The organism is Streptomyces sp. NPDC086549 (assembly GCF_044746205.1).
Classification (GTDB): domain Bacteria; phylum Actinomycetota; class Actinomycetes; order Streptomycetales; family Streptomycetaceae; genus Streptomyces.
The window spans coordinates 1-25522 of sequence record NZ_JBIVBS010000009.1 but is presented as its reverse complement, the minus strand read 5'-3'; the positions used below and the strand labels follow the sequence as shown (position 1 = coordinate 25522).

Below are 25522 nucleotides of genomic sequence, written 5' to 3'. Positions count from 1 at the left end.
TCAGACGCCCCTGAGCGCCCCGAGGCTCACCTCCGTGGCCCCTTAACGGGTGGCCAGCGAATACGCGGTGACTTCCAGAGCGGTGTCCACGACCACGTAGTCGGGCCGTTCCCAGGCCGCTTCCGCTGTGGGCGGGGCCGCTTCGGTGCGGGCTCCCCGATCGACGGTGCTTGTCGCGGGTTCCATGGCTTCGTTCGGCATGACGCCTCTCCTTCCGGTGGACGGTGAGGACTCCTCCGTTGCAGCATCCGCAGCCGCCGGCGGCCGGGCAACCGGGGACGGCCGAACGGTTGACCCTTCGGACCTGTCCGAGACTCCGTCGGGCAAGATCCGCCTACGCTCCGGGGGAACATGCCGTTTCCGCCCGGAGGATGCGCCGTGCCCACTGTCACGATTCCCCGAAGGACGTCGAGGAGGCCGCTGCGTGCGGCTACCGCCGTCGCCGCCATGGTCGCGGGACTGCTCGCCTTCGCCGAGCCCGGAAGCAGCGCGTCCCGGCTGCCGGGCTCGGATGCGTCCACAGAACCCGGTGATGTCAAGACGGTCTCGACCGGTTGGACCACGCCCTGGGGCATCGGCTGGCTGCCGGACGGCTCCGCGCTGGTCGGCGAGAGCGAGACGTTCAAGGTCTTCAGGCTCACCCAGGCCGGCCAGAAGACCCTCGTGGGGACCGTACCGGAGGCGGAGACCACCAAGGCCGAGGACGGTGTGCTGGGCATCGCCGTGTCGCCCCATTGGGAGCAGGACCACTACATCTTCGTGTATCACACGGCCTCGGGGGGCAACCGGATCACGCGGATGACCTACGACGGGTCCACGCTCGGCAACGCCCATACCGTGCTCACCGGTATCGAGTGGGGGTCACTGCACAACGGCGGCCGCCTGGCGTTCGGCCCGGACGGTTACCTCTACGCGTCGACCGGGGAGGCGGGCAGGCCGGATCTCGCGCAGGACAAGAACTCCCTCAATGGGAAGATCCTGAGGATGACCGTCGACGGCATGCCCGCGCCGGGCAACCCGTTCAACACCTACGTCTACTCCTACGGGCACCGCAACCCGGAGGGTCTGGCATTCGACGCCGCGGGCCGCCTGTGGGAGTCCGAGCTCGGCCCGGACTCGAACGACGAGCTCAACCTCATCGAGCCCGGCCACAACTACGGCTGGCCCACCTGCAAAGGGCCCTGCGACACGCCAGGGATGACCAACCCCAAGGCGACCTGGGACGTCAGCGAAGCGGCCCCGAGCGGCCTCGCCTACGCCGACGGCAATCTGTACATGGCGGCCCTGCGCGGCAGGCGGTTGTGGCGCATCCCCGTCAGCGGCACCGACGTCGGCACCCCGGTGGCGTACTACCAGGACCTGTACGGCCGTCTCCGCACCGTCGCGAAGGTGCCGGGCAAGGAAGCGCTGTGGCTGTTCACGAGCAACACGGACCACAACGGCGATGAGCCCGACGGTTCGGACCAGGTGCTGGAGGCGGCTCTGAAGCCCGCGGCTTCGTGATCAATCGCCACCACGATCACCCGGGCACCCCCGCTGATGTCGCGCGGAACCGCACAGGGTGCTGCCCCAGCCACTCAACTGCGGGCTGTGGCGGACGTTCATGGGCGTTCGATCACACCGCGGGTCAGCGGCTCGACCGCTGCGCCTCCACGATCACGTCCATGGTCCGCTCCGCCCCTGCCAATCGCTGCACCCGCTCCGCGAACCCCGGGAACTGCGACGCGATCTTGGTGAGGAACCTCAGCTCCAGCGGGGCGACGTTGATCTCGGCGACATCACGCTCGATCGCCCGCATCACCCCCTTGACGACCCGCTCCGGCGAGACGGTGCGCACGCCGCCAGGCGTCGGCGAACCCGTGTTCGCGAACATCCCCAGGTCGCGTACGAAACCGGGCTGGACGATCGAAACCCCCACGCCCGTGCCGTGCAGGTCCTGGCGGAAGGACAGGGAAAAGCCGCGCAGCCCGAACTTCGTCGCGGTGTACATCGACGACGACTTGGTGGCTGCCATGCCTGACAGCGACCCGACGAAGCAGATGTGGCCGCGCCCCGCCGCCACCATGTCCTCGGCGAGCAGACGCGCGAGCATCGCGGGTGCGCGCAGGTTCACCGAGAGGGCGCGGTCGATCTGATCCGGCGTGTAGTCCAGCACGTCGCCGCTGGAGGGCAGCGCCGCGTTGGCGATGAGGATCTGTGTGCCGGCGGCTTCCGAGGCGAGGCGCAGCACATCGTCCGGATCGGCGAGATCGGCAAGGATCGTACGGGCGCCGAAGCGTTCGGCGAGTGGGGCCAGCGCCTCGCGACGGCGGCCGGTGAGGATGAGGTCTGCTCCCCCGGCCGACAGTGCGGCGGCGAGCGACCCACCGATTCCGCCCGTGACTCCGGTCAGCAGAACGGTTGCCCCAGCAATGTGCACGACTGTCCTCCGGTCCTGTTCGTTCGAACGAACAATAGAGAGGGCGGGTGTTCCTGTCCACCGGTGCGCTCGCCAACGGCGGCGGCCGACAGGGAAGCTGATATGACGTCAGGCCGTCGGATGTGCTGTCGCTCCATACGCCGTCAGTCGCACGCCGCGGGTATCCTCCGGGTACGGCAGTGCGCCCATGCGGTTCCCCGCCCCTGGCCGGAGGCGGGACGGCGCTGGTGGAACAATGAGCGGCATGCCCAACGCCGCCCCCTCCACCCCGATGCGCCAGCGCATCATCACAGCAGTCCTGCAGATCATCGGCGAGGGCGGGGTCGCGGCGCTCACCAACAGAAGGATCGCCAAGGCAGCCGGAGTTTCGCTGGGCTCCGTCACCTACCACTTCGCCACCCAGCACGATCTGCTGCGCGAGAGCCTGCTGCACTTCGTGCGCGAGGAGGCCCGGCATTTCACCGAGCTGGCCGACCAGTGCCAGACCGATAGCCTCGCCATCGAGGACGCCGCGTCCCTGGCCGGCCAAGTGGCCTGCGGAACCGCCCTCGACAGCGCGCACCTCGCGCCGTTCGAACTGTACCTGCACGCCGGACGCGACGAACGGCTGCGTGAGGCGGCATCGGAGGCGTTCACGGCCTATGACCGGCTCGCCACCCAGATCCTCACCGCCCTGGGTGTCCCGAACGCGGAACGCCTCGCGGCCACCACGGTCGCCCTGGTGATGGGCCTGCAGCTCCGGCGCCTGGCGACCGGCAGTCCGGCAGACGACCTGGTCGACGCCCTCCTGCTGCTGGCACCGGGAGCTGCCGCCCGCTCCTCCGAACAAGGTTTCCCCGCGTAGGACCGGCGCTGCGGGGTCGGGACCGGCGCTCCGCGATGGCGGGTACCAGGCTACCGAGCCCGTCCACGTCGATGAACAAAACTTAGATGCATGGCCATTGACGCATCCGTGGCGAGTCCCTAGCTTCCAAGAAAGCGCTTTCTCTGCATCGATGCCGCGCACAGCAGTGAGGTCCGTTCACGCACTCGAACGAGTAGACGACGATCCACTCACCTGGAGATGAACGATGCATCTGAGACCAGCCATCGCTTCCGCCGGCCTGCTGGCCGGCGCACTCGTCGCCCTGTCCGGCACGACGGCGCAGGCCGCACCCACCCGTTACGAGGCCGAGAGCTCCCCGGCCGTCTGCACCGGCACGATCGACTCCGACTGGACCGGCTACTCCGGCAGCGGGTTCTGCAACGGCACCAACGCGGTCGGCGCCTACGCGCAGTTCACCGTGAACGCTTCCGCAGCGGGCACGGCAACGCTGCAGGTCCGTTTCGCCAACGGAACCACCACCGCACGACCCGTGGACGTGGTGGTGAACGGTTCTACCGCCGCATCGACGTCGTTCGAGGCGACGGGTGCCTGGGGAACATGGGCGACCAGGACACTCACGGTGCCGGTCGCTGCGGGCAGCAACACGATCCGGCTCGACCCGACCTCCTCCGCCGGCCTGCCGAACATCGACTACGTCGACGCCGAGGTCTCCGTAGCGGCGGCGGACACCGTCCTGTACGTGTCGCCGACCGGCACCGACAGCGCGGCCGGAACGATGTCGGCCCCGACGACGCTCACTTCGGCGATCAGCCGTATCACTCCCGGCGGCACGATCTACCTGCGCGGCGGGACGTACGCCTACACGTCGACGGTCACCATCCCGGCCGGCAACGACGGCACGTCCGCCGCCCGCACCGCCCTGTCCGCCTACCCCGGCGAGACGCCGGTGCTGAACTTCTCGGCCCAGAGCGAGAGTTCGTCGAACCGCGGGCTCCAGCTGAACGCCTCGTACTGGCATGTCTACGGCATCACCGTGGAGCACGCCGGCGACAACGGGATCTATGTCGGCGGCAGCAACAACGTCGCCGAGCGCACGGTGACGGCGTACAACCGCGACACGGGGCTGCAACTCGGCCGGATCTCCTCAAGCACCCCGAGCAGCCAGTGGCCGTCCAACAACCTGATCCTGAGCGCCGAGTCGCACGACAACGCCGACTCCGACGGCGAGGACGCCGACGGCTTCGCCGCGAAGCTCACCACCGGCACGGGGAACGTCTTCCGGTACGCCGTCTCCCACAACAACATCGACGACGGCTGGGACCTCTACACCAAGACCGACACGGGTGCCATCGGCCCGGTGACCATCGAATACTCGCTGTCCTACAACAACGGCACCCTCAGCGACGGCACCGTCAACGCCAACGGGGACCGCAACGGCTACAAGCTCGGCGGCGACGACATCGCGGTCAACCACGTCGTCCAGCACAGCATCGCCTACCACAACGGCCATCACGGGTTCACCTACAACAGCAACCCCGGCACCATGGCCATCTCCAACAACGTCAGCATCGACAACACCCAGCGCAACTTCTCGTTCGATGCCGGAACTTCGGTGTTCCGGACCAACACCTCGTGCCGGTTCAACGTCAGCGGGTCGAACGACAAGACCGTCGGTGACGCCGACAGCACGAACCAGTTCTGGACCGGCTCGAACGGGTCCCGGTGCTCCTCGTACTCGGGCGCCCTTGGCTGGTCCTTCGCCTCGGACGGCCACCTCGTCGTCACCTTCGGCGGCAGTGTGGTGACGCCCTGACGGGACTCCGAGGCACTTCGCGTGTGACCAGCGGCTGGGCCGAGGACCGGGCGGGCTCCGGCGCCGTCGTGTGGACCGGCGCCCGCGCGGGGTGACCGGTCCACACATCGGCCGGCCCGGCAAGAACGGCCTGGCCCAACCCGGCGTGCCGGCCGCGAAACTACCGCTCGTGCTCGGCCGATACGGCCACTGCTGACGTTCACTCGGACCGGTATCGGCCCCGCGGGCGCCCTCAGGGCCGCACGACTCGGACACCGGGTTCCGGAGCCGGCCCGGTGGTCCCCCGGATCACGAGTTTCGGGTCCAGCACGGCCTCCCGCGGTGCCATGCCCTCGCCTTCGAGCCGCTCCACGGCGAAGCGCACCGCGTGCTCCGCCATGAGACCCGCGTCCTGGCGCACCGTGGTCAGGCCGATCGGCATCAGATGGGACAGATGACTGTCGTCGTACCCGACGACCGACATGTCACGGGGGACGTCGACCCCCGCCCGCGTCAACGACATCAACAGCCCCCACGCACAACGGTCGTTGCCCGCGAGGACCGCCGTCGGCAGGAGCTGCCCCCGGTCGCGCTCCGCCAGCAGCGCCTTCCCCGTCTCGATACCCGACAGCTCGGTGTGGTCACCGGGAATGACCCGCGCCTCGGATTCCAGCCCGTGACGGCGCATCGCGGCCCGGTAGGCACGCCGCCGCTCGGCCGACCCGGGGCCACGGCCACCGTCGATGTGCACGATCCGACGGTGCCCCAGCTCGACCAGGTGGTCCATGGCCTGCCGCACGCCCTTGCCCTCGGCCGAGTGCACGAAGTCGACGTGGGAATGAGGCACTCGGCGACCGACCGACACGGCGACCGTGCGACGCCCGAGCTCGTCGAGGTAGGCGTCCTCCGCGTCGGCGCCGAGCAGGATCACCGCCTCGCAACGGTGACCGAGGAGCGCTTCGATCGCCTTGGCCTCCTCCCGGCTGTCCGTGGCCGCGGAGAGCAGGACGTCGTAGCCGAGCCGCTCGGCCTCGGGGTAGATGCCCGCGATGAGGTCCGAGTGGAAGGTCTGGTGCACCGTGAACATCACGCCGAGCGTGCGGCTTCGGCCCCGGGCGAGCAGCCGGGCGGCATTGTCGGGGTGGTAGCCGATCTCGTCGGCCACGCGCAGGACGCGTTCCCGGGTCTCCTGGCGGGCCCCCGGCTGGCCGCGGAAAATGATCGAGACGAGCGCCCTGGACACGCCGAGCGTCTTCGGCTCCATGAACCGGGCCGGCCTCGCCGGATCCGTCTTCGAGATCGACGACCGCTTCACCGGCTACGACGCCGAAACGATCGCCGCGATGGGCTTCGACGGCGGCAAGATGCTCACCCGGATCGCGCTGGACGACCCGGCCACCCCGTCCGCCCTTGTCGAGACGGCGCGGGCCGTGAACGAACTGAACGACCGGCGGCTCCTGGCGATGGTCGAGCCGTTCATCTCGGTCTGGCAGGACGGCAGGATCCGCAACGACCTCTCCACGGACGCGGTCGTCAAGTCGGTCACCATCGCCTCGGGGCTGGGCCGCCGCAGCGCCTACACCTGGCTGAAACTGCCGATCGTCGACGACATGGAGCGCGTGCTCGCCACCTCGACGCTCCCCGCCCTGCTGCTGGGCGGTGAGGTCACCGACCCCGAGGCGGCGTTCGCCTCCTGGGGCAAGGCCCTGAAGCAGCCCACCGCACAGGGCCTGGTCGTCGGACGCTCCCTGCTCTACCCCTCGAACGGCGACGTCGCCGGCGCGGTGGACAAGGCGGTGAGCCTGCTGTGAACAGCAAGTACCACCTGCCCAGGGGGACTTCGGCCGACGGACCCTACGACGTCCTGGTCACGCCGGAATCGGCGGGCTGGGGATACTCCGGCCTCGGGATCCTGACCCTGAGGCCGGGCGAGGCGCACGCCCTGTCCACCGGTGACTCCGAGTTCCTGGTCCTTCCCCTGGCAGGCGGTTGCACCGTCACCGTCGCCGGGCAGAGCTTCGAACTCGAGGGGCGGACGGGCGTGTTCGCCTCGGTCACCGACTTCGCCTACCTGCCGTCCGGCACGGAGGCCCTGATCAGCAGCGCGTCCGGAGGGAGGTTCGCGCTGCCCTCCGCCCGTACCGAGCGGAACTCGCTTTCCGCCCGCTACGGGCGCAAGGAGGACGTGCCCGTGGAGCTGCGCGGGGCGGGAGCGTGTTCCCGGCAGGTCAACAACTACTGCCTGCCGGGGACGTTCGAGGCCGAGCAGCTGCTGGTGTGCGAGGTGCTCACCCCTGGCGGCAACTGGTCGTCGTACCCGCCGCACAAGCACGACGAGGCACGGCCGGGTGTCGAGTCGGAGCTGGAGGAGATCTACTACTTCGAAGTCTCGGGTGAGGGCGGCTTCGGATACCAGCGGGTCCACGGCACCGAAGGGCGACCCATCGACGTGCTCGCCGAGGTCCGCTCCGGCGACACCGTCCTGATCCCGCACGGCTGGCACGGGCCGTCGATCGCCGCGCCGGGCTACGACCCGTACTACCTCAACGTCATGGCGGGCCCCGGTCAGGATCGTGCCTGGCTGATCTGCGACGACCCCGCCCACGGCTGGGTGGCACCCCGGTGCGCTTCTCCTGCCCCCGCGAGGCCCTCGACAAGGGCATCGCCACCGTCTACCAGGACCTGGCCACCGTCCCCCTGATGCCGGTGTGGCGCAACTTCTTCCTCGGCTCCGAGATGACCAAGGGCCCCTGGCCCGTGCGCCGCCTCGACATCGAGAAGATGAAGCAGACCGCCGACGAGGAACTGCGCAACATGGACATCGTCCTGGACGACCTGGAACAGCCCATCGGCACCCTCTCCGGCGGCCAGCGCCAGTGCGTGGCCATCGCCCGCGCCGTCTACTTCGGCGCCCGCGTCCTCATCCTCGACGAGCCCACCGCCGCCCTCGGCGTCAAACAGTCCGGTGTCGTGCTGAAGTACATCGCCGCCGCCCGCGACCGCGGCCTCGGCGTCATCTTCATCACCCACAACCCCCACCACGCCTACATGGTCGGCGACCACTTCAGCGTCCTGCGCCTGGGCACCCTCGAACTGACCGCCGACCGCAGCCAGGTCAGCCTCGAAGAGCTCACCAACCACATGGCCGGCGGCGCCGAACTCGCGGCCCTCAAACACGAGCTGGCCCAGGTCCGCGGCGTCGACGTGGAGGAACTCCCCGAAGAGACCGACCTCACGACTCCTGCTCAGCAGCCGAGTTGACCGACGACGCGAGGAGTCGGGGCCTGGAGCCCCGACTCGCATCGCCTGTCGCCGCACAGGTGAGGTGCGGAGTCGGATCGGGAGAACGCCCACGCAACGTCGCCGCCCCGGCTCAGGCGCCGTTCCGGACGACGGACAGGAGGCGGGCGCAGCGGGCGCTCATGTCGTGTGCGGAAACCTCGGGGTGAGAGATCCACCAGCCGACCAGCGCGCTGACGGTGCCCGTCCACAGATGCTTGAGTGCGTCGGCGTCGAGAGGGTCGTGGTTGCCCTGGCTCCGCAGCAGGGCCGTGGTGCCGGCGGCCGCCAGTGCGTCGATGGCCTCGCGGTGACGTCGGGCGGCGTCCCAGGGTGCGGAGCCGGGCGGTGCTGTCCGGTCGTACAGCACGAACCAGGCGTGCCGTTGCTTCTCCAGGGTCTGGAAGAGGGCGGTGAGCACCGCGTGGGGCAACTGATCCCGTGGCGGGTTCGACGCCATGGCCTGGCCGAACGCCGTGAGCAGGCGAGGGCCGATGTGATCGACGCAGGCTGTGTAGAGGCCGTCCTTGGAGCCGAAGTAGGTGTAGAGCATCGGCTTCGTGACGCCCACACGCCGGGCGATCTCCGCCATCGACGCCGTGGAGTAGCCATGCCTGCCGAACTCCTCGAGGGCCGCGATGATGATCTGCTGCTCCCGGAGGGCCCGCGGGACCCCCTTGGTCCCGGCGGTGCGATTCCCGCTGCGGCTGCCTCGCGGATCGCCGGCCACTGGATCCGGCGGGGTCGAAGGTCTTGCGGTCGTCATGGTGAGACTATACGTTGCGGTAACTTACCAAACGGTAAATTACTGGAAGGTCAATTCTCGTGGCCGACAGCACCACGCCGTATCCGTCGCCCCCCGGATCGTCCGCGGACCGCTCCTGGTGGGGCTGGGGTGCTGTGGACAAGGCACTGTCCGACGCCGAGTGCGCCGCGCTCGGACAGCTGGTCCCCGGGGCGGCGGACACTCCGCTGCCCGTGCCCGACGTCTCCGGGCTCGCGTTGCCGGAAGTACGGGTCGAGCCACCCCACTCACTCGCCTCTCTGATGTCGGCCGAGCCTCTGGACCGGGCCTCGCACACCTACGGCAAGGCGTACCGGGACGTGATCCGGGCCCTGGACGGAGACCTCGCGGCGGCGCCCGACCAGGTGGCCCGCCCCCGTACCGAGCGGCACGTGGTCGACATCCTCGACTGGGCGGCGGACGCCGGCGTGGCCGTCATACCGTACGGCGCGGGCAGTTCGGTCGTCGGCGGGGTCGAGTGCCGCACGGACCTGCACCGCGGTGTGGTGTCCATGGATCTCTCCGCCCTGGACCGGGTGCTGGAGATCGACCGGGTCAGCCGGGCCGCGCGGATCCAGGCCGGCGCGCTCGGCCCCGGTCTGGAAGCCCAGCTGCGGCCGCACGGGCTGACCCTGCGTCACTTCCCGCAGAGCTTCGAGTTCTCCACCCTGGGCGGCTGGCTCGCCACCCGGGCGGGAGGCCACTACGCCACGCTGTACACCCATATCGACGACCTCGTGGAGTCGATGCGCGTGGTGACACCCGCCGGGGTCAACGAGTCGTTGCGGCTGCCCGGTTCGGGCGCGGGCCCCTCCCCCGACCGGCTGTTCCTGGGCTCCGAGGGGACACTCGGCGTGATCACCGAGGCATGGATGCGGCTGCAGGAACGCCCGCGGCACAAGGCATCCGTCACGGTGCTGTTCGACGACGTCCACGCCGCCATGGACGCGGTGCGCGCCGTCGCCCAGTCGGGTCTGCACCCGGCCAACTGCCGGCTCCTGGATCCCGGCGAGGCCGGTCTGGCGGGAGTCGCGCGAAACGGTGAGAGCGTGCTCGTCCTCGGCGTCGAGTCGGCGCACTTCCCTGTCGACGGGCGCATGGCCGAACTCCTCACCCTGGCCCGCGACCATGGCGGTTCCCCCACGCCGACGGAGACCGGCATCGCCGACACCGGCGCGGACACCTGGCGTACCGCGTTCCTGAGAATGCCGTACCTCCGTGACGCACTCGCCCGTATGAGCGTGGTCACCGAGACCTTCGAAACAGCGTGCACCTGGGCCCGCACGCCTGAGCTGTACGAAAACCTCCGCCGGCAACTGGCCGGCGTCGTGAAGGAGGTGACGGGCACGGCCGGCACGATCAACTGCCGCTTCACCCATGTCTATCCCGACGGACCCGCGCCCTACTTCACCGTCATCGCACCGGGCCGGCGCGGCTCGGAAGTGGCGATGTGGGACGAGATCAAGTCCGCGGCCATGGAGATCCTGCACGATCACGGGGCGACCGTCACTCATCATCACGCGGTCGGTCGCGACCACCGGCCGGGCTACGACCGCCAGCGTCCGGAGCCCTTCGCCCTGGCTCTCCGGGCCGCGAAGCGGGCCCTCGACCCGGCCGGGATCCTGAACCCGGGTGTGCTCATAGACCCAGCCCCTGTCGGCTGACAGCACACCGCACGTCGGTGAAAACGTCCCGTTCAAGGCGCATCTGACTCACCGTCAACTTGCTGCGCATTTCCGGGGGAACCTCAAGCCGTCGTATTGCCTGCCCGCGAGAGACCCTGACACACTCGGACAAATATTCGCCCCAAATGGCATTGAGGTGTTCATGAAACGGACACGACGCCTGGTAGCCCGCCTGATAGGCAGGAAGCGGGTCAGCGGACGCTACCCCTACTGGCCCTACGAACTCCGGTAGGCCGACGCCGCTCCTTCGAGGACCACATCCACCGGTAAGAGTGGAAAGACACTGATCGCAGGATTCCGGACGAGGGATCCTGCGATCTGCTGGGGAGGCCGGATGGCACGCCGCGAGGAGCGCAATTGGCCGCCGGGGCCGCGCGGGCACTGGCTGAGGGGCAACACCCCCGAGTACGAGGCCGACCGGATCGGATTCCTCCGGCACTGTCACCGCGAGTACGGTGACGTCTTCTCCTTCGACGAGCAGACGGTGTTCGTGATCGACCCGGACCTGACCCACGAGGCTCTCGCCCGCACCGGTCAGAGCTTCGTGACAGAGCTGGCGCCCTTCGACATGCGGAGGAACCTCGATCAGGCCGCCGCGCGGGCCACCGCCTGGATGTCCGCACGCCGTGCCGCCTGGCCGGGGCTCAGCCGTTCGACGGCAGCCACGACGGACGACCGGACCCTTGAGATCCTCGACGCGGTCATGGGCTCCAGCGCCGATCGGGTGGTCGACGTACTCACCACGATGCGGGCCTTCACCGCCCGGGCGATCGCCGAGTACTGCTTCGGCCCCGACTCCGCCGGCATCCCCGGCCTGCTCTCCGAGACCATCCGTGCCACGGAACCGTTCACAGCGTCGTCCTACGAGTTTCCCGCGTGGCTTCCGATCCCCCGCCACCGCCACTTCTTCCACACGCAACGGCGCCTGGCCGACGCGCTGACCGGGATCGTCCGGCAGCGACGCGTATCGAGCACTCCGGCATCCCGGAACGACCTGCTGGACTTTCTCCTGCACGCCGATCCGGCGTTGTCCGACGACACCGTGACGTCGACACTCCACAGCATCCTCATGGGTGGCCATGGTGTGCCCGCCGCCGCCCTCACCTCCATCGTGTGGGAACTCGCCCGGCGGCCACAGCTCGCCGCCGACCTGCACGACGAGGCGAGCGGGCCGGCCGGCGGAGATGCCCCACCGTCAGCGGCACGGCTCCCGCTGGCCGAGGCCGTGGTCCAGGAGACGCTCCGGCTGTACCCACCCGCGTGGCTGATGACCCGCGTCGCCAGTACGGCCACCACCTTGGGGGGTTGGTCGCTCGGCCCGGACGACGAGCTACTCCTCAATCCCTATCTGATCCACCGTGATCCGCGGTGGTGGCAGCGGCCGGACGAGTTCGACCCCGGCCGGTGGTCGAACGGGCGGCCGGCGCCCGGCCCCGCGTACCTGCCGTTCGGCGCCGGACCACGGGTCTGCCTGGGTTCGGCCCTGGCCGTGCGACAGCTCACGCTGACCACCTCCCGGCTGGCGCAGTGCTTCACCATCACGTCGCCCAACGCCTCGTCGGCGGTCCCGGAGTTCGTCGGCCGACTCGCACCGGCCGGCCTCCGGGCACGCTTCCGGCCGGTCCACCCGTCGCGGGCGCGGCCATAGGCCGCCGTCGCCCGGAGCGGCAACGCGATCCACCCCCGCACAGCCCCGCTATGCGCCGCGGAGAAGCGCGTCCATCGTCGCCTCCAGGTACACGGGAAACTCCTCGCGCGAAGGCAGCACGGACGGTACGGCATGGCCGAGCTGAGTGTGTCCCAGATAGAAGCTGTACGCCATCAGCCCGCGCCGCCGCGCCTCGTCCTCGGTGAAGCCCAGCTCCGTGAAGAGCCCGGCGAGGTAGGCGATCCGGCGCTCGGTGACCTGTCTCAGCGCGGCAGCGACCTGAGGGTGGTCGCTGCTGGCCAGCAGCGAGACCTCGGTCGGATCGGCGACGGCGGGCTTGGTGACTTCGGTGAACAGCCGGCGCAGACGCTTCTCCGGGTCCGGCTCGGTCTCCACGGCCGCGATGATCTCCTCGGTGTCCGCCTCGACCCAGCGGGCGAGTGCGGCCTCGATCAGTGCCTCGCGGTTGCCGAAGTGCCAGTAGAAGCTGCCCTTCGTGGCGCCCAGGCGGGCAGCGAGCGGCTCGACCGCCACCGCCGCGAGGCCGCCTTCCCTCATGGCGACGAGCGCGGCGTCCGCCCAGTCGCGGGCGCTGAGCCTGGCCTTCTTGTCCTGCTGCCGTTGCACCATGACCATACGCTACCGTATGGTCACCCATACGGTAGCGTATGGAGGTGGGCAATGATCAAGGAAAGGCCTGTGGTGGTGGGGTTTCCCGAGGGCGCCCGGTTGATCAGGGCCGCCCTGGACGGGCCCGACTACCAGGACGCGTACGCCATGGAGCTACGGCCCGGAATGCCGCGCGATCCGGCGGCCTGGACGGGCGTCCTGCGGGACGCCTTCCCGATCGCGGCGCAGCAGGATGGCGAGGCGCTCATGGACGTGAGCACGGCCGGCCTCGACGCCTGGGCCTCGATCGTCATCGACGACAAGCACGTCACGCTGTGCAGTTCGGTGAAGACGAACGGGCGGCGCTCCCGGCTCTACTGGAGTGTCGCGAGAAGGCTCCACCCCTTCATGGCCCGCACCATGATGGCCCGCACCCACCGCAAGCTCGCTCTCGCCGCCCAGAAGGCCACGTAGGCACCGGACAACAGGACAGCTTGCCCGCGGCGACGGTTTCGGCCGAGCAGGTCAGGGCCCGCACAGCAGTGTTATGAAGGGTATATGGCACCTTTCGGGCGATCTCGGAGCCCGTCCCGTCAACCGCACATCCTGCGGCCGCGTGATCGGGATTCCCTGCTGAACCCGCGCAGCATGGCCGGGCAGGTGTTCCTCCTCGAGATCGTGATCGTGGTGCTGCTCGTTCTCGCGGCGGTGGCGGCGCTCGTGGTTCAGGCGGCCCGGGACGCCGTGCGGCAAGGGCGTCGCGAGTCGGTCGTCGCGGCGCAGTCGTTCGCGAACGCCCCCGGGGTGTCCGAAGCGTTTCGTAGCCCGGATCCGTCCGCGGTGCTGCAGCCGCGGGCCGAGGCGACGCGGAAGAAGACGGGCGTCGATTTCGTCGTCGCCATGGACACCAACGGAATTCGATACACGTATCCCTACCCCAAGGAGATCGGGAAGAAGTTCGTCGGCACCATCAAACCGGCCCTGGAAGGCCGTACCGTCATCGAGCAGGCCGGTGGTCCTCCCATTCCCGCGGGCAAGGGCACGGCCGTGCAGGCGGTGGTTCCGGTGACCGACTCGCACGGAACGGTCGTCGGGCTGGTCTCCGCCGGGATCACCGTCAAGAACGTGGCGCAACGATGGACGCCACAGCTGCCGATCATCATCGGCAGCGGCGCCGTCGCGCTGGCACTGGCCACGGCCGGGACATCGCTGGTCACCCGGCGCCTGCGGCGGCAGACACGCGGTCTGGCCCCTGCGGAACTGGCGCACATGTACGAGCACCACGACGCGGTCCTCCACTCGGTGCGGGAGGGGGTACTGATCATCGACACCCGCGGAAGACTGGCGCTGGCCAACGACGAGGCACGGCGGCTGCTGGCCCTGCGGTCGGACGCGCTGGGACGCCCTGTGCGGGAGCTGGGGCTGCCGGAGCAGCTCACGCGTCTGCTCACGTCGCCGAACGCGGTGACCGATGAGGTGCATCTCGCGGACGACCGGTTGCTCGCGGTGAACAAGCGATCCACCTTCCCGGACACGGACCGGGGCAGCAGCGTGGTGACATTGCGGGACACCACGGAGCTGGCCGCGGTCTCGGGGCGGGCCGAGGTGGCACGGGAGCGGCTGACGCTGCTGTACGAGGCCGGGATGCGGATCGGGACGACGCTGGATGTGCGGCGTACGGCCGGGGAACTGGCCGACGTGGCGGTGCCGCGGTTCGCCGATCTCGTCACCGTGGATCTGCTCGATGCGGTGCTGCGAGGCGGGGAGCCGACGGCGGAGGGATGGCGGCATCTGCACCGTGCGGCGATCGGCGGCGAACAGCCGATGATCCCGGTGTACGGGCTGGGCGAGGTGATCACATTCTCGCCGGGCACCCCGCAGATGCGGACGCTGCGGGAGGGGCGGGCCGTGCTGGAGGCGGACCTGCGGCACGCCGGCGGTTGGCGTCAGCAGGATCCGGAGCGCGCCGGGACGGCCCTGGAGCGCGGGCTGCGTTCGCTGGTGAGCGTGCCACTGCGGGCCAGGGGCGTGCCGCTGGGCGTGGTGAACTTCTACCGGACGGTGGATTCCCCGGCGTACGAGCGGGATGACCTGTCCGTCGCGGAGGAGCTGGCCGCGCGGGCCGCGATGGCGATCGACAACGCCCGGAGGTTCTCCCGGGAGCACGCGACGGCGGTGACGCTGCAGCGCAGTCTCCTGCCACGGGGACAGCCGGAGCAGGATGCGCTGGAGGTGGCCTGGCGGTATGTGCCGGCTGAGGCCGGGGTGGGCGGGGACTGGTTCGACGTCATACCGCTGCCGGGCGCGCGGGTGGCGCTGGTGATGGGTGACGTCGTCGGGCACGGGCTGCACGCGGCGGCGACGATGGGACGGCTGCGCACCGCGGTGCACAATTTCTCCACGCTGGACCTGCCGGTCGACGAGGTACTCGGGTACCTGGACGACCTGGTCGTCCGCATGGACGAGGAGGAGAACGCCGACGATGCCGTCGGCGGTCATGAGGGCGAGGGGGTGACGGGCGCGACGATCCTGTACGCGGTCTACGACCCGGTTACGGGGATGTGCACGATGGCCCGCGCGGGGCACCCCGAGCCGGTGGTGGTACGCCCGGACGGAACCGTCATCTGTCCCGGTGTGCCGGCCTCGGCACCGCTGGGCCTGGGAGGCTACCCCTTCGAAACCGCCGAGCTCCGCCTGGCCGAGGGGTCGCAGATGGTGCTCTACACCGACGGCTTGGTGGAGGACCGCACCCGCGACATCGACGTGGGGCTGGAGAAGCTGCGCCGGGTGTTGGACGGGGCCGGGGGCAACACCGCGGAGGAGACGTGTCGGGCGGTGATCGACGCGCTGAAGCCGACACACCCCGGCGACGACATCGCACTGCTGACGGCGCGAACCCGGCTGTTCCCGCCCTCGCGGGTTGCCGAGTGGGACGTACCCTCGAACCCCGCGGTGGTGCCCTCGGTGCGGGAGCGCTGCCGGGACAAGCTGCGCCAGTGGGGGCTGGAGGAGGTCGCGTTCACCACGGAACTGATCATCAGCGAGCTGACCACGAACGCGATCCGGTACGGGTCGCCACCGGTCAAGCTGCGGCTTTTGTACGGGCGCTGCCTGACCTGTGAGGTGTCGGACGGCAGCAGCACCTCGCCCCGCCTGCGGCGGGCGGCGACCACGGACGAGGGCGGGCGGGGGCTGTTCCTCGTGGCACAGTTCGCGCAGCGGTGGGGAACGCGGTACAGCTCCGGCGGCAAGGTCATCTGGACGGAGCAGTTCCTCCACGACGGTTCTTCCGCCGCCGCGGCCTACACACCGGTCGACGTTCTCCTCGAACAGTTCGGCGATCCCACCCTGTGACCCGCCTATGCCATGCCACTGTCGGAGTAATCACCGTTTGACCTGTTTGGCCGTGCCACGCTGTGGGCCCGACTGATCAGGGGTCGTGTCAGGAGGCCGCAATGTACCGCTCGGGTGAGGCGCTGCGGGAGTCGCGCGCGCAGCTGAGTCCGGCCGCCGGGCTCTTGTGATGGCGAGGGAGAAGGAAGGGAGACCACCGAAGCAACCTCCCCTCCCTGACCTGAACCTGCGTCTGCGTGCCGAGTTGGGCAGGATCGACGATCAATTGCACGCCCTCCTGGCCGCCATGGACCGACTGCAGGGCCTGCTGGACGCGGTGGTGGCCATCAGCCGGGAGGTGGAGCTCCCCGCGGTGCTGCACCGTATCGTGACCACCGCCATGGACCTGGTCGGCGCACGCTACGGGGCGCTCGGCGTGCTCGACGAGTCCGGAGATCGCCTGGAGCAGTTCATCGCCGACGGTCTGTCCGAACAGGAACGCGCCGAGCTGTCCGGGACCGACCTGCCTCTCGGCCGGGGCGTACTCGGACACCTGATCCGCCACCCCCAACCCCTGCGGCTGGACAACATTCCGGGCCATCCGTCGTCCGCCGGGTTCCCGCCCGGCCACCCGCACCTGCGCACCCTCCTCGGCGTCGCCATCAACGTCCGCGGCAAGATCTACGGCGACCTCTATCTCTCCGAGCGGAACGACGGACAGCCCTTCGACGTCCACGACGAGAACGTCGTCGTCGCCCTGGCGAGCGCCGCCGGCATCGCGATCGAGAACGTCCGCCTGTTCGAACGGATTCGGGTCGCGGCCGAGCAGTTCCAGCGGCGCCTGCTGCCGACGCTGCCCGACCTGCGCCCTTACACCGCCGCCGCCATCTACCGGCCCGCAGCCAAACCAAGTCAACTCGGCGGGGACTGGTACGACGCCATCCCGCTGCCCGACAACGTCGTGGCGGTCGTCATCGGTGATGTGGTCGGCCACGATCTGCAGGCCGCGGCCGCCATGGCCTCCACCCGCAACATGCTGCGCGCCCTGCTGTTCGACCGGGGTAATCCACCCGGCGCGGTCCTCGCCCAGCTCGACCGCACCCTGCAGGCCATCACGAACAATCCCGTCACCACGACCACCCTGGCCCGGATCGAACCGGACGGACCGGGTTGGCGACTTCACTGGAGCACCGCGGGCCACGTCCCACCCCTGCTGATCGCTCCCGAGGGCCACGCGGAATACCTGTTCGCCGAGCCCGGGCTACCCCTCGGGGTGGACCCCGAGCAGCCCCGCCCCGACCACTCGCGCTCGCTGCCCCCGGGGGCCACCGTGGTCTTCTTCACGGACGGGCTGATCGAACATCCTCGCCACTCCATCGACGAGAGCCTCGCCGAGCTCATCGATCTCGCCACCGTGTCCGCCGCCCTGCCACTGCAGGAGTTCGTCGAGGCACTGGCCGATCACCATCCCAGCGACGGTCACGACGACATGGCCATCCTCGCCCTGCGCACACCGCCCGCCTGACCTGCCGAGCCGGCTCGGCCCTGCCGTGGAGGTTCCGCGAGATCCGACGGATGATGGACTCCGGGGCGATCGAAGCGGAGGTCGCCCGATGACTGTCGTGCGGCATACCCGGCTCCGGCGCAGTGGCTTGGTGATCCTGGAGATCTGCGTCGTCGCCGCGCTGTATTACGGCTCGGCCCGCCTGGGACTGCTCCAGCAGCTGGTGCGCGGCCAGGTCACCCCCCTGTGGCCACCCACCGGCATCGCCGTGGCAAGCCTGCTCCTCCGGGGTCCGCGGGTCTGGCCCGGGATCGCGCTCGGCGCGTTCCTGGTCAATGTCTCGCTCGGGCCATCGGCTGTGGCCGTGCTCGCGATCGTGGCGGGAAACACCCTCGCGCCCCTCTGCTCATACACGCTGCTTCGCCGTACGGGGTTCCGCATCGAACTGGACCGCTTGCGGGACGCGCTCGCACTGATCTTTCTCGGTGCGTTCACCGGGACGCTGGTAAGCGCCACGACAGGCAGCGGAACCCTGGCGCTCGCGGGTGTGCTGAGCGCCGGTGACTTCTGGCCTACGTGGTCGGTCTGGTGGACCGGTGACGCGATGGGCGTGCTGCTGGTGACGCCCGTCCTGCTCGTTCTCCGTTCGGCGCGCTGGCCGAGGGCCGCTCCGGTGTCCCGTTGGGTGGAGGGGCTGCTCCTGCTGGCAGCCACGGTCTGCGTCGGCATTGTCGACACCAGCAGCACACCGCTGCTCTTCCTCGGTTTCCCGCTGCTGATCTGGGCCGCCTTCCGCTTCCAACTGGCCGGGGCGGCGCCCTGCGCCCTGGCCGTGTCGACCTTCGCCATCGTCGCCGCCGCCCGGAGATCGGGCCCGTTCGCCGGGCACGACCTGCTCACCAGCATGATCACCCTGCAGGCGTTCAACGGTTCCGCCGCGCTGACCGCGCTCCTGGTCGCGGCAGCCGTCAGCGAGCGCAACGAGACCCAGAAGGAGATCGCGCAAGCCTGCCGGCATCTCGCCGAGTTGATGGCCAGGATCACCGCCGAGGGCCATCTGACGCTCCGCGAGGGCGGGGGCGAGAAGGACGAGCACGGCTGACCGGCAGTGAACGAGACCGGCGCTCCCTCCGTCTCCCCGCCGTCCGCAGTGTGTGCGGCGGAGGACTGTGCCGAGCATGGTCACCATCGCACGGGCCCGCCCGCGACAAGGCCGGACTCGCCCGGCAGGCGGGAACTAGAGCACGCGCAGCACGCCGACGACCTTGCCCAGGATCTGCACCTGGTCGCCGGGAATCGGGGCATAGGCAGAGTTGCGGGGCATGAGCCACACCTGCCCGTCCTGGCGTCGCAGCACCTTGACGGTGGCTTCGTCCTCGATGAGGGCGGCGACGATGTCCCCGTGGTCGGCGCTGTCCTGTCGTCGCACGGTCACGATGTCGCCGTCGCAGATCGCCGCGTCGATCATGCTGTCACCGCTCACCGTCAGGGCGAACAAATTGCCCTCGCCCACGACCTGGCGGGGCATGGAATACACGTCTTCGACCATCTCGTCGGCGAGCAGAGGCGCGCCGGCGGCGATGCGTCCCACGAGCGGGACATCAACCGGCGCCGAGCTCCTGCCGCCCAGGTCGGGCGCCCACGAAGGCCGCACCCGGTAGGCCCGGGGACGGTGCGGGTCGCGGTAGAGGACGCCCTTGCGCTCCAGAGTCATCAGCTGGTGGGCGACCGAGGAAGTGCTGGCGAGTTCCACGGCCGCGCCGATCTCCCGCATCGACGGCGGGTAGCCCTGTCGGTCCACCGTCTCCGTGATGTAGCGGACGATCGCTTCCTGACGACTCGTCAGCTCCCCTTCGGAGGCGCGCCGGCCTGGCGGTCGGCCCCGTCGGGCGGGCTCACTCTTCTCCATCCGGGGCACCTCCGTACAAGATCTCGCAGATCGCGACCTTAACCCGCCACCACCAGAAAATGAAACACCGATTCGACGAACCGCGGTCGGAGACCGCTTCTCCAGTGACGCGAGCCCGGTCGGCGCCGCCCCTCGTACGCTGTTCCTGTGTCGTCCCCCCGTCTGTATCGCGTCGCCGTCCTTGTGCTCGAGGGTGCGAAGCCCCTCGATGTCGGCATACCCGCGCAGGTGTTCACGACCCGCGCGAGCATGCCGTACGAGGTACGGGTGTCCGGGGCGGCGCCGGGTCTCGTGACCGGTGGCGACGGCCTGTCGTACTACGTCACCCACGGCCTCGACGCGCTCGCGTGGGCGGACATCGTCTTCATCCCCGGCTACCGCTTCCCGGACCGAGACAACCCGCCGCAGGCCGTCGTCGACGCGCTGATCGCCGCCCACGATCAGGGGGCGCGGCTCGCCGCCATCTCGACGGGCGCTTTCGCACTCGCCGCCACGGGACTGCTCGACGGCAAGCGCGCCACGACCCACTGGCATTACACACGGGCGCTCGCCGCGAGACATCCGCTCGTCCAGGTCGACGAGAACGTTCTGTTCGTCGACGAAGGCAGCGTGCTGACGTCGGCCGGTGCCGCCTCGGGCATCGACCTGTGTCTGCACATTCTCCGCGGCGACCTCGGGGTGGCCGCGTCGAACCACGCGGCCCGTCGCCTGGTGGCGGCCCCCTACCGCAGCGGCGGTCAGGCGCAGTACGTGCCGCGCAGCGTGCCCGAGCCACTCGGTGAGCGGTTCGCCGCCACCCGCGAGTGGGCGCTGCACCGACTGGACGAGCCCCTCAGCCTCGAAGCGCTCGCCCGGCATGCGGCGGTGTCGCCGCGCACCTTCTCGCGGCGCTTCGCCGAAGACACGGGGTACACGCCGATGCAGTGGGTGATGCGCGCCCGTATCGACATGGCCCGTGAGCTGCTCGAACGTTCGGCGCGCAGCGTCGAGCAGATCGCGGCCGACGTCGGTCTCGGCACCGGCGCGAACATGCGACTGCACTTCCAGCGCATCCTCGGCACCACGCCGAGCGAGTATCGGCGCACCTTCGCCCAGGGCGAGTAGCCCGCCACCACGTGGCGCGATCCTTTTGAACCGTGGCGATCACGCCGCTGTCACGGGCCGTCGCCGCGCGTGAGTCTGGTGGCAAACAGAAGGGACACCATTCATGACTCGCATCGCCGTCAACGGATTCGGCCGCATCGGACGCAATGTGCTGCGCGCCCTGCTCGAACGCGACAGCAGCCTCGAAGTGGTCGCGGTCAACGACCTCACGGAGCCCGCCACCCTCGCGCGGCTGCTCTCCTACGACACGACGGCGGGCCGGCTCGGTCGCCCGGTGACCGTCGACGGGAACACCCTCGTCGTCGACGGCCGACGCATCACCGTGCTTGCCGAGCGCGAACCGGCGCAGTTGCCGTGGGCCGAACTCGGCGTGGACATCGTGCTGGAGGCCACGGGCCGATTCACGTCGGCCAAGGCCGCCGGCGCCCACCTGGACGCGGGCGCGAAGAAGGTCCTCGTCAGTGCGCCGTCGGACGGTGCCGATGTCACGCTCGCGTTCGGGGTCAACACCGACGCCTACGATCCGGCCCTGCACACGATCGTCTCGAATGCCTCGTGCACGACCAACGCGCTCGCGCCGCTGGCCGCCGTGCTCGACGAACTCGCCGGCATCGAGCACGGCTTCATGACGACGGTGCACGCCTACACGCAGGAGCAGAACCTCCAGGACGGTCCGCACCGCGACGCCCGCCGCGCCCGTGCCGCCGCGGTCAACATCGTGCCGACCACGACGGGCGCCGCCAAGGCGATCGGCCTCGTGCTGCCGAACCTCGACGGAAAGCTGTCGGGCGACTCGATCCGCGTACCGGTTCCCGTGGGGTCGATCGTCGAACTCAACACGACCGTCGCCCGTGACGTGACACGCGACGAGGTGCTCGCGGCGTACCGCACTGCGGCGGAGGGGCCGCTCGTCGGCATCCTCGAGTACTCGGACGACCCGCTCGTGTCCTCCGACATCACGGGCAATCCGGCTTCGTCGATCTTCGACTCCGCCCTCACCCGCGTCGACGGACGCCACGTCAAGGTGGTGGCCTGGTACGACAACGAGTGGGGCTTCTCGAACCGTGTGATCGACACGCTCGAACTCCTCGCCGCCCGCTGACCGGAAGCGCTGGATTACTAAAGTTTGATTGAACAGTCCAGACTGATAAACCTATTGTTATGAGTTGTGGACGTGGAAAAGACCGCAGGTCGCAACTCTCCCGGCGAGTTCCAGGACACCGCGCCGCTAGCCGCCGCCCTTCGGCTGGCGGTCGCACGGATCACCCGTCGGCTCCGTCAGGCACACGCGGTGGGGGACATCTCACTCTCCGGCGTCTCCGTGCTGGCCCGGCTCGCCGGCTCCGGGCCGGACACGCCGGGCTCGCTCGCCGAACTGGAACGTGTCAGACCGCAGGCGATGGCCACCACCCTCGCCGGCCTCGAACAGCGCGGTCTCATACAACGGGCTCCCCACGCCACCGACCGACGGCGCGCCATCGTGTCGATAACCGGGGAGGGCCGGACCATGCTGGAGGAACGCCGTTCCGAGTCCGTCAGCCGCCTCGCACACGCCCTGGAGGACTTCACCCCGCAGCAGCGGCGTGTGCTCCACGACGCCCTGCCCCTCCTCGACCGGCTGGCGGAACGACTGTGAACCGGCGACGCCCCCTCCCCCGGATCACCCGCCCCAAGGACGCGCCACCGGGCCCCGGCTACAAGTGGGTCGCCCTGTCCAACACCACGCTGGGTGTGCTGATCGCCACGATGGACGCCTCCATCGTGATCATCTCGCTGCCGGCGATCTTCCGCGGAATCGGACTCGACCCACTGGCGGCGGGCAACATCGGCTATCTGCTGTGGATGATCCTGGGCTACCTGCTGGTGTCGGCGGTGCTCGTCGTCGTCCTCGGCCGCCTCGGCGACATGTTCGGCCGGGTACGGATCTACAACCTCGGCTTCCTGATCTTCGCGTGCGCGTCGGTCGCGTTGTCCCTCGATCCGTTCCGGGCCGGCGCCGGGGCTCTGTGGCTGATCCTGTGGCGCATCGTGCAGGCCTTCGGGGGCTCCATGCTCACCGCCAACTCGGCCGCCATACTCACCGACGCCTTCCCCGCCCGGCAGCGCGGCATGGCACTGGGCATCAACCAGATCACCGCTCTCGCAGGCCAGTTCCTCGGTCTGCTCGCCGGCGGTCTGCTCGCCGCCGTCGACTGGCGGGCGGTGTTCTGGGTGAGTGTCCCGGTCAGTGTCGCCGGCACGATCTGGTCCTGGCTCAGCCTGCGCGAGACCGCGTCCGGCCGGCGCGGGCGGATCGACTGGTTCGGCAACGTCACCTTCGCCACCGGTGCCGGGATACTGCTCGCGGGCATCACCTACGGGATCCAGCCGTACGGCGAGAGCGCCACCGGCTGGGGCAACCCGTGGGTGCTCGCGGGCCTGTCCGGCGGTGTCTTCCTGCTCCTGCTGTTCTGCTTCATCGAGACCCGCATCGCCGAGCCCATGTTCCGGCTGTCGCTGTTCAGGTCGCGGGCCTTCGCCGCGGGCAATGTGGCGGCCCTGCTCACCGCGATCGCACGCGGCGGGCTGCAGTTCATGCTCATCATCTGGTTGCAGGGCATCTGGCTGCCGCTGCACGGTTACGACTTCGAGGACACCCCGCTGTGGGCAGGCATCTTCATGCTCCCGCTGACCCTGGGATTCCTGATCGCCGGCCCTGTGTCCGGCCATCTCTCCGACCGGTTCGGTGCCCGGCTGTTCTCGACGACGGGCCTGGTGCTGGTCGCTGCCTCGTTCCTTGGCCTGCTGGCGCTGCCCGTGAACTTCGACTACGGACTGTTCGCGGCGCTGCTGTTGCTCAACGGGCTCGGACAAGGCATGTTCTCCGCGCCCAACACGTCGTCGATCATGGGGAGCGTACCGGCCGAGTACCGGGGTGTGGCCTCGGGGATGCGCTCCACGTTCCAGAACTCGGGCACTGCCCTGTCCATCGGCGTGTTCTTCTCCCTCATGGTCTCGGGGCTGGCGTCCTCACTCCCGTCGGCGCTCGGTGACGGTCTCCGGGCGCACGGCGTACCGGCCGCCACGGCCGACCAGGCCGCCTCACTGCCACCGGTGAGCACGCTGTTCGCGACGTTCCTCGGCAACAACCCCATCAGCCACCTGCTCGCCTCGACCGGATCGCTCGACCAGGTGTCCGCGGCCCAGCGCGATGTGCTGACGGGCCACCGTTTCTTCCCCCAGCTCGTCTCGGGCCCCTTCCACGACGGGCTGACCGTCGTCTTCGGCGTCGCCACCGCTATGGCCCTCGTGTCCGCACTCGCCTCGGCTCTGCGGGGCCGGCACGAGCCCTCGGAAGGACAATCCCCGAAGGGCGCCTGCCCGGCCTCAACGCCCAACGCCCGCTGGGCGACGGGTGCGAGTGACCTGCCGAAGTGACGTGATGCCCTTGGCGCGATACCGCGCCGAGGACATCACATCGGGGGCAGCGGACGCCAAGCGTCGCGGCGTCGCGCGGAACCCTCAGCGCTTGACCATGCCGCAGGTGACCGTGGTCATTCCGTTGCCCGTCTTGACGACGAACTTGCTCCCGGTGAGCCCATCGATGTCGAACCGTCCCGACTTGTCCGTGGAGACGGTGCCCGAGGCGGACCCCGAGTAGGTCACCTTCGTGTTGCCGGCGAATCCCACGCCCCAGACGTGGGTTTTGCCGTTCGACTCTTTTTCGATATGACACGCCGCGCCGGACGCGGCGCGGGGCGCGATGGTGACAGAGGCGTGTGCGGCAACTGCGGGGCCGACCGCGAGCGCGGGGGCGACCAGGGACGTAAGTACTGCCAGACGAGTCCGGTTCATTATTCAACCTGCTTTGCACGCTACCGATGCGGCCGATGGGACGCGACGGCTCCATCACCCGCGGCAGCGGTCGCACAGAACTCCGAGGGTGGAAAGCCTCACTCCGTCACGCCGTGCGCATGTCGCCCCCACGTCGACCATGCATCCCGTTCACGTTCCGAGGCAGTTGGTGGGGGTTTGACACTGTTCCCATCGTATCGGCCGTCTTGTCGCACAGCATCTCGTTCACGGTGCCCGCGAGTTCCCCTCTCATGTGCCGACATAGGCCGCGAGGTGTTCGCCGGTGACGGTGGAGCGGGTGGTGACGAGGTCGGCGGGTGTGCCTTCGAAGACGATGCGGCCGCCGTCGTGGCCGGCGCCGGGGCCGAGGTCGATGATCCAGTCGGCGTGTGCCATGACCGCCTGGTGGTGCTCGACGACGATGACGGACTTGCCGGAGTCGACGAGCCGGTCGAGCAGGCCGAGCAGCTGCTCGACGTCGGCGAGGTGCAGGCCGGCGGTCGGCTCGTCCAGGACGTAGACGCCGCCCTTGTCGGCCATGTGGGTGGCCAGCTTGAGCCGCTGCCGCTCGCCGCCGGACAGCGTGGTGAGCGGCTGGCCCAGGCTCAGGTAGCCGAGGCCGACGTCGGCGAGCCGCTCAAGGATCCGGTGCGCGGCCGGGGTGCGTGCTTCGCCGACGCGGAAGAACTCCTCGGCGTCGGTCACCGACATGGCGAGCACCTCGCTGATGTCGCGGCCGCCGAGGTGGTACTCCAGCACCGACGCGTCGAACCGCTTCCCCTCGCAGTCCTCACAG

At 69.6% G+C, this 25522-nt stretch carries 22 protein-coding genes and 2 pseudogenes; 16 read left to right on the top strand and 8 right to left on the bottom strand.

Going from position 1 to position 25522, the window contains the following annotated elements; genetic code table 11:
• Window positions 1-42: 42 nt before the first annotated feature.
• A complete protein-coding gene (gene pqqA / locus ACIPSA_RS26550; RefSeq protein ID WP_402638645.1) occupies window positions 43-201 on the bottom strand; it encodes a pyrroloquinoline quinone precursor peptide PqqA in 159 nt (52 codons plus the stop codon).
• 177 nt (window positions 202-378) lie between these two features.
• Between pqqA and ACIPSA_RS26545 the strand changes: the two genes are divergently transcribed.
• Window positions 379-1503, top strand: coding sequence for a PQQ-dependent sugar dehydrogenase (locus ACIPSA_RS26545; RefSeq protein WP_402638642.1), 1125 nt, complete (start codon window positions 379-381; stop codon window positions 1501-1503).
• 124 nt (window positions 1504-1627) lie between these two features.
• Here the strand turns inward: ACIPSA_RS26545 and ACIPSA_RS26540 are convergent, their stop codons facing one another.
• On the bottom strand, window positions 1628-2419 hold the full coding sequence (locus ACIPSA_RS26540; protein ID WP_402638639.1) for an SDR family NAD(P)-dependent oxidoreductase: 792 nt from the start codon (window positions 2417-2419) through the stop codon (window positions 1628-1630).
• A 244-nt stretch (window positions 2420-2663) separates the two neighbouring features.
• Here ACIPSA_RS26540 and ACIPSA_RS26535 point away from each other — a divergent pair, with 244 nt between their 5' ends.
• Window positions 2664-3263 carry a TetR/AcrR family transcriptional regulator gene (locus ACIPSA_RS26535; RefSeq protein ID WP_402638636.1) on the top strand — a complete coding sequence of 200 codons (600 nt, stop codon included), beginning with the start codon at window positions 2664-2666 and terminating at the stop codon, window positions 3261-3263.
• 226 nt (window positions 3264-3489) lie between these two features.
• Window positions 3490-5058, top strand: a complete 1569-nt coding sequence (locus ACIPSA_RS26530; RefSeq protein ID WP_402638634.1) for a carbohydrate-binding protein — start codon at window positions 3490-3492, stop codon at window positions 5056-5058.
• A 232-nt stretch (window positions 5059-5290) separates the two neighbouring features.
• On the opposite strand, the gene ACIPSA_RS26525 is transcribed toward ACIPSA_RS26530, so the two are convergent.
• The gene (locus ACIPSA_RS26525; protein WP_402638630.1) at window positions 5291-6301 is read right to left on the bottom strand and encodes a LacI family DNA-binding transcriptional regulator; all 1011 of its coding nucleotides are present in this window, start codon (window positions 6299-6301) and stop codon (window positions 5291-5293) included.
• Here ACIPSA_RS26525 and ACIPSA_RS26520 point away from each other — a divergent pair.
• The 3 genes and pseudogenes from ACIPSA_RS26520 to ACIPSA_RS26510 form a co-directional block, all read left to right on the top strand.
• Window positions 6273-6848: pseudogene (locus ACIPSA_RS26520) on the top strand (aldolase); the annotation flags it as partial. The gene ACIPSA_RS26525 and the pseudogene ACIPSA_RS26520 overlap by 29 nt on opposite strands.
• A complete protein-coding gene (gene iolB, locus ACIPSA_RS26515) occupies window positions 6845-7738 on the top strand; it encodes a 5-deoxy-glucuronate isomerase (protein ID WP_402638627.1) in 894 nt (297 codons plus the stop codon). The pseudogene ACIPSA_RS26520 and the gene iolB, both read left to right, overlap by 4 nt.
• Window positions 7651-8298, top strand: a pseudogene (locus ACIPSA_RS26510) (ATP-binding cassette domain-containing protein); the annotation flags it as partial. The gene iolB and the pseudogene ACIPSA_RS26510, both read left to right, overlap by 88 nt.
• A 112-nt stretch (window positions 8299-8410) precedes the next feature.
• Here ACIPSA_RS26510 and ACIPSA_RS26505 read toward each other — a convergent pair.
• The gene (locus ACIPSA_RS26505; RefSeq protein ID WP_402638625.1) at window positions 8411-9082 is read right to left on the bottom strand and encodes a TetR/AcrR family transcriptional regulator; all 672 of its coding nucleotides are present in this window, start codon (window positions 9080-9082) and stop codon (window positions 8411-8413) included.
• A gap of 59 nt (window positions 9083-9141) precedes the next feature.
• Here ACIPSA_RS26505 and ACIPSA_RS26500 point away from each other — a divergent pair, with 59 nt between their 5' ends.
• Complete coding sequence (locus tag ACIPSA_RS26500) at window positions 9142-10764, top strand: FAD-binding oxidoreductase (protein WP_402638623.1); 1623 nt, start codon at window positions 9142-9144, stop codon at window positions 10762-10764.
• Window positions 10765-11119: 355 nt separating this feature from the next.
• Window positions 11120-12433 carry a cytochrome P450 gene (locus ACIPSA_RS26495; RefSeq protein WP_402638621.1) on the top strand — a complete coding sequence of 438 codons (1314 nt, stop codon included), beginning with the start codon at window positions 11120-11122 and terminating at the stop codon, window positions 12431-12433.
• Window positions 12434-12481: 48 nt separating this feature from the next.
• Here the strand turns inward: ACIPSA_RS26495 and ACIPSA_RS26490 are convergent, their stop codons facing one another.
• Window positions 12482-13069 carry a TetR/AcrR family transcriptional regulator gene (locus ACIPSA_RS26490; protein WP_402638618.1) on the bottom strand — a complete coding sequence of 196 codons (588 nt, stop codon included), beginning with the start codon at window positions 13067-13069 and terminating at the stop codon, window positions 12482-12484.
• A 45-nt stretch (window positions 13070-13114) separates the two neighbouring features.
• Between ACIPSA_RS26490 and ACIPSA_RS26485 the strand changes: the two genes are divergently transcribed.
• From ACIPSA_RS26485 to ACIPSA_RS26470, 4 genes are all read left to right on the top strand, one after another.
• On the top strand, window positions 13115-13516 hold the full coding sequence (locus ACIPSA_RS26485) for a hypothetical protein (protein ID WP_402638615.1): 402 nt from the start codon (window positions 13115-13117) through the stop codon (window positions 13514-13516).
• Between the two features lie 174 nt (window positions 13517-13690).
• On the top strand, window positions 13691-16396 hold the full coding sequence (locus ACIPSA_RS26480; RefSeq protein ID WP_402638613.1) for a SpoIIE family protein phosphatase: 2706 nt from the start codon (window positions 13691-13693) through the stop codon (window positions 16394-16396).
• 286 nt (window positions 16397-16682) lie between these two features.
• Window positions 16683-17900: a PP2C family protein-serine/threonine phosphatase gene (locus ACIPSA_RS26475; protein ID WP_402638611.1), complete on the top strand. Its 1218-nt coding sequence runs from the start codon at window positions 16683-16685 to the stop codon at window positions 17898-17900.
• A gap of 88 nt (window positions 17901-17988) precedes the next feature.
• Window positions 17989-18981: an MASE1 domain-containing protein gene (locus ACIPSA_RS26470; protein WP_402638610.1), complete on the top strand. Its 993-nt coding sequence runs from the start codon at window positions 17989-17991 to the stop codon at window positions 18979-18981.
• Between the two features lie 135 nt (window positions 18982-19116).
• On the opposite strand, the gene lexA is transcribed toward ACIPSA_RS26470, so the two are convergent.
• Window positions 19117-19788: a transcriptional repressor LexA gene (gene lexA / locus ACIPSA_RS26465; protein ID WP_402638608.1), complete on the bottom strand. Its 672-nt coding sequence runs from the start codon at window positions 19786-19788 to the stop codon at window positions 19117-19119.
• Between the two features lie 147 nt (window positions 19789-19935).
• On the opposite strand from lexA, the gene ACIPSA_RS26460 reads away from it, so the two are divergent.
• From ACIPSA_RS26460 to ACIPSA_RS26445, 4 genes are all read left to right on the top strand, one after another.
• Window positions 19936-20892, top strand: a complete 957-nt coding sequence (locus ACIPSA_RS26460; protein WP_402638606.1) for a GlxA family transcriptional regulator — start codon at window positions 19936-19938, stop codon at window positions 20890-20892.
• Between the two features lie 103 nt (window positions 20893-20995).
• A complete protein-coding gene (gene gap, locus ACIPSA_RS26455) occupies window positions 20996-21994 on the top strand; it encodes a type I glyceraldehyde-3-phosphate dehydrogenase (RefSeq protein ID WP_402638603.1) in 999 nt (332 codons plus the stop codon).
• Window positions 21995-22066: 72 nt separating this feature from the next.
• Window positions 22067-22528: a MarR family winged helix-turn-helix transcriptional regulator gene (locus ACIPSA_RS26450; RefSeq protein ID WP_402638601.1), complete on the top strand. Its 462-nt coding sequence runs from the start codon at window positions 22067-22069 to the stop codon at window positions 22526-22528.
• Window positions 22529-22638: 110 nt separating this feature from the next.
• Window positions 22639-24309 carry an MFS transporter gene (locus tag ACIPSA_RS26445; protein WP_402639296.1) on the top strand — a complete coding sequence of 557 codons (1671 nt, stop codon included), beginning with the start codon at window positions 22639-22641 and terminating at the stop codon, window positions 24307-24309.
• Between the two features lie 84 nt (window positions 24310-24393).
• Here the strand turns inward: ACIPSA_RS26445 and ACIPSA_RS26440 are convergent, their stop codons facing one another.
• Window positions 24394-24726: a hypothetical protein gene (locus ACIPSA_RS26440; protein ID WP_402638599.1), complete on the bottom strand. Its 333-nt coding sequence runs from the start codon at window positions 24724-24726 to the stop codon at window positions 24394-24396.
• Window positions 24727-24975: 249 nt separating this feature from the next.
• Window positions 24976-25522, bottom strand: a 547-nt coding sequence (locus tag ACIPSA_RS26435; RefSeq protein WP_402638597.1) for an ATP-binding cassette domain-containing protein, incomplete at its 5' end; no start/stop codon positions are given.

What these genes read in the sequence shown, in the direction of transcription:
- pqqA (WP_402638645.1), bottom strand. Translation starts at nt 201, where the DNA reads ATGCCGAACGAAGCCATGGAACCCGCGACAAGCACCGTCGATCGGGGA.
- ACIPSA_RS26535 (WP_402638636.1), top strand. Translation starts at nt 2,664, where the DNA reads ATGCCCAACGCCGCCCCCTCCACCCCGATGCGCCAGCGCATCATCACA.
- ACIPSA_RS26530 (WP_402638634.1), top strand. Translation starts at nt 3,490, where the DNA reads ATGCATCTGAGACCAGCCATCGCTTCCGCCGGCCTGCTGGCCGGCGCA.
- ACIPSA_RS26525 (WP_402638630.1), bottom strand. Translation starts at nt 6,301, where the DNA reads ATGGAGCCGAAGACGCTCGGCGTGTCCAGGGCGCTCGTCTCGATCATT.
- ACIPSA_RS26505 (WP_402638625.1), bottom strand. Translation starts at nt 9,082, where the DNA reads ATGACGACCGCAAGACCTTCGACCCCGCCGGATCCAGTGGCCGGCGAT.
- ACIPSA_RS26495 (WP_402638621.1), top strand. Translation starts at nt 11,120, where the DNA reads ATGGCACGCCGCGAGGAGCGCAATTGGCCGCCGGGGCCGCGCGGGCAC.
- ACIPSA_RS26490 (WP_402638618.1), bottom strand. Translation starts at nt 13,069, where the DNA reads ATGGTCATGGTGCAACGGCAGCAGGACAAGAAGGCCAGGCTCAGCGCC.
- ACIPSA_RS26485 (WP_402638615.1), top strand. Translation starts at nt 13,115, where the DNA reads ATGATCAAGGAAAGGCCTGTGGTGGTGGGGTTTCCCGAGGGCGCCCGG.
- ACIPSA_RS26480 (WP_402638613.1), top strand. Translation starts at nt 13,691, where the DNA reads ATGGCCGGGCAGGTGTTCCTCCTCGAGATCGTGATCGTGGTGCTGCTC.
- ACIPSA_RS26475 (WP_402638611.1), top strand. Translation starts at nt 16,683, where the DNA reads ATGGACCGACTGCAGGGCCTGCTGGACGCGGTGGTGGCCATCAGCCGG.
- ACIPSA_RS26470 (WP_402638610.1), top strand. Translation starts at nt 17,989, where the DNA reads ATGACTGTCGTGCGGCATACCCGGCTCCGGCGCAGTGGCTTGGTGATC.
- lexA (WP_402638608.1), bottom strand. Translation starts at nt 19,788, where the DNA reads ATGGAGAAGAGTGAGCCCGCCCGACGGGGCCGACCGCCAGGCCGGCGC.
- gap (WP_402638603.1), top strand. Translation starts at nt 20,996, where the DNA reads ATGACTCGCATCGCCGTCAACGGATTCGGCCGCATCGGACGCAATGTG.
- ACIPSA_RS26445 (WP_402639296.1), top strand. Translation starts at nt 22,639, where the DNA reads ATGGACGCCTCCATCGTGATCATCTCGCTGCCGGCGATCTTCCGCGGA.
- ACIPSA_RS26440 (WP_402638599.1), bottom strand. Translation starts at nt 24,726, where the DNA reads ATGAACCGGACTCGTCTGGCAGTACTTACGTCCCTGGTCGCCCCCGCG.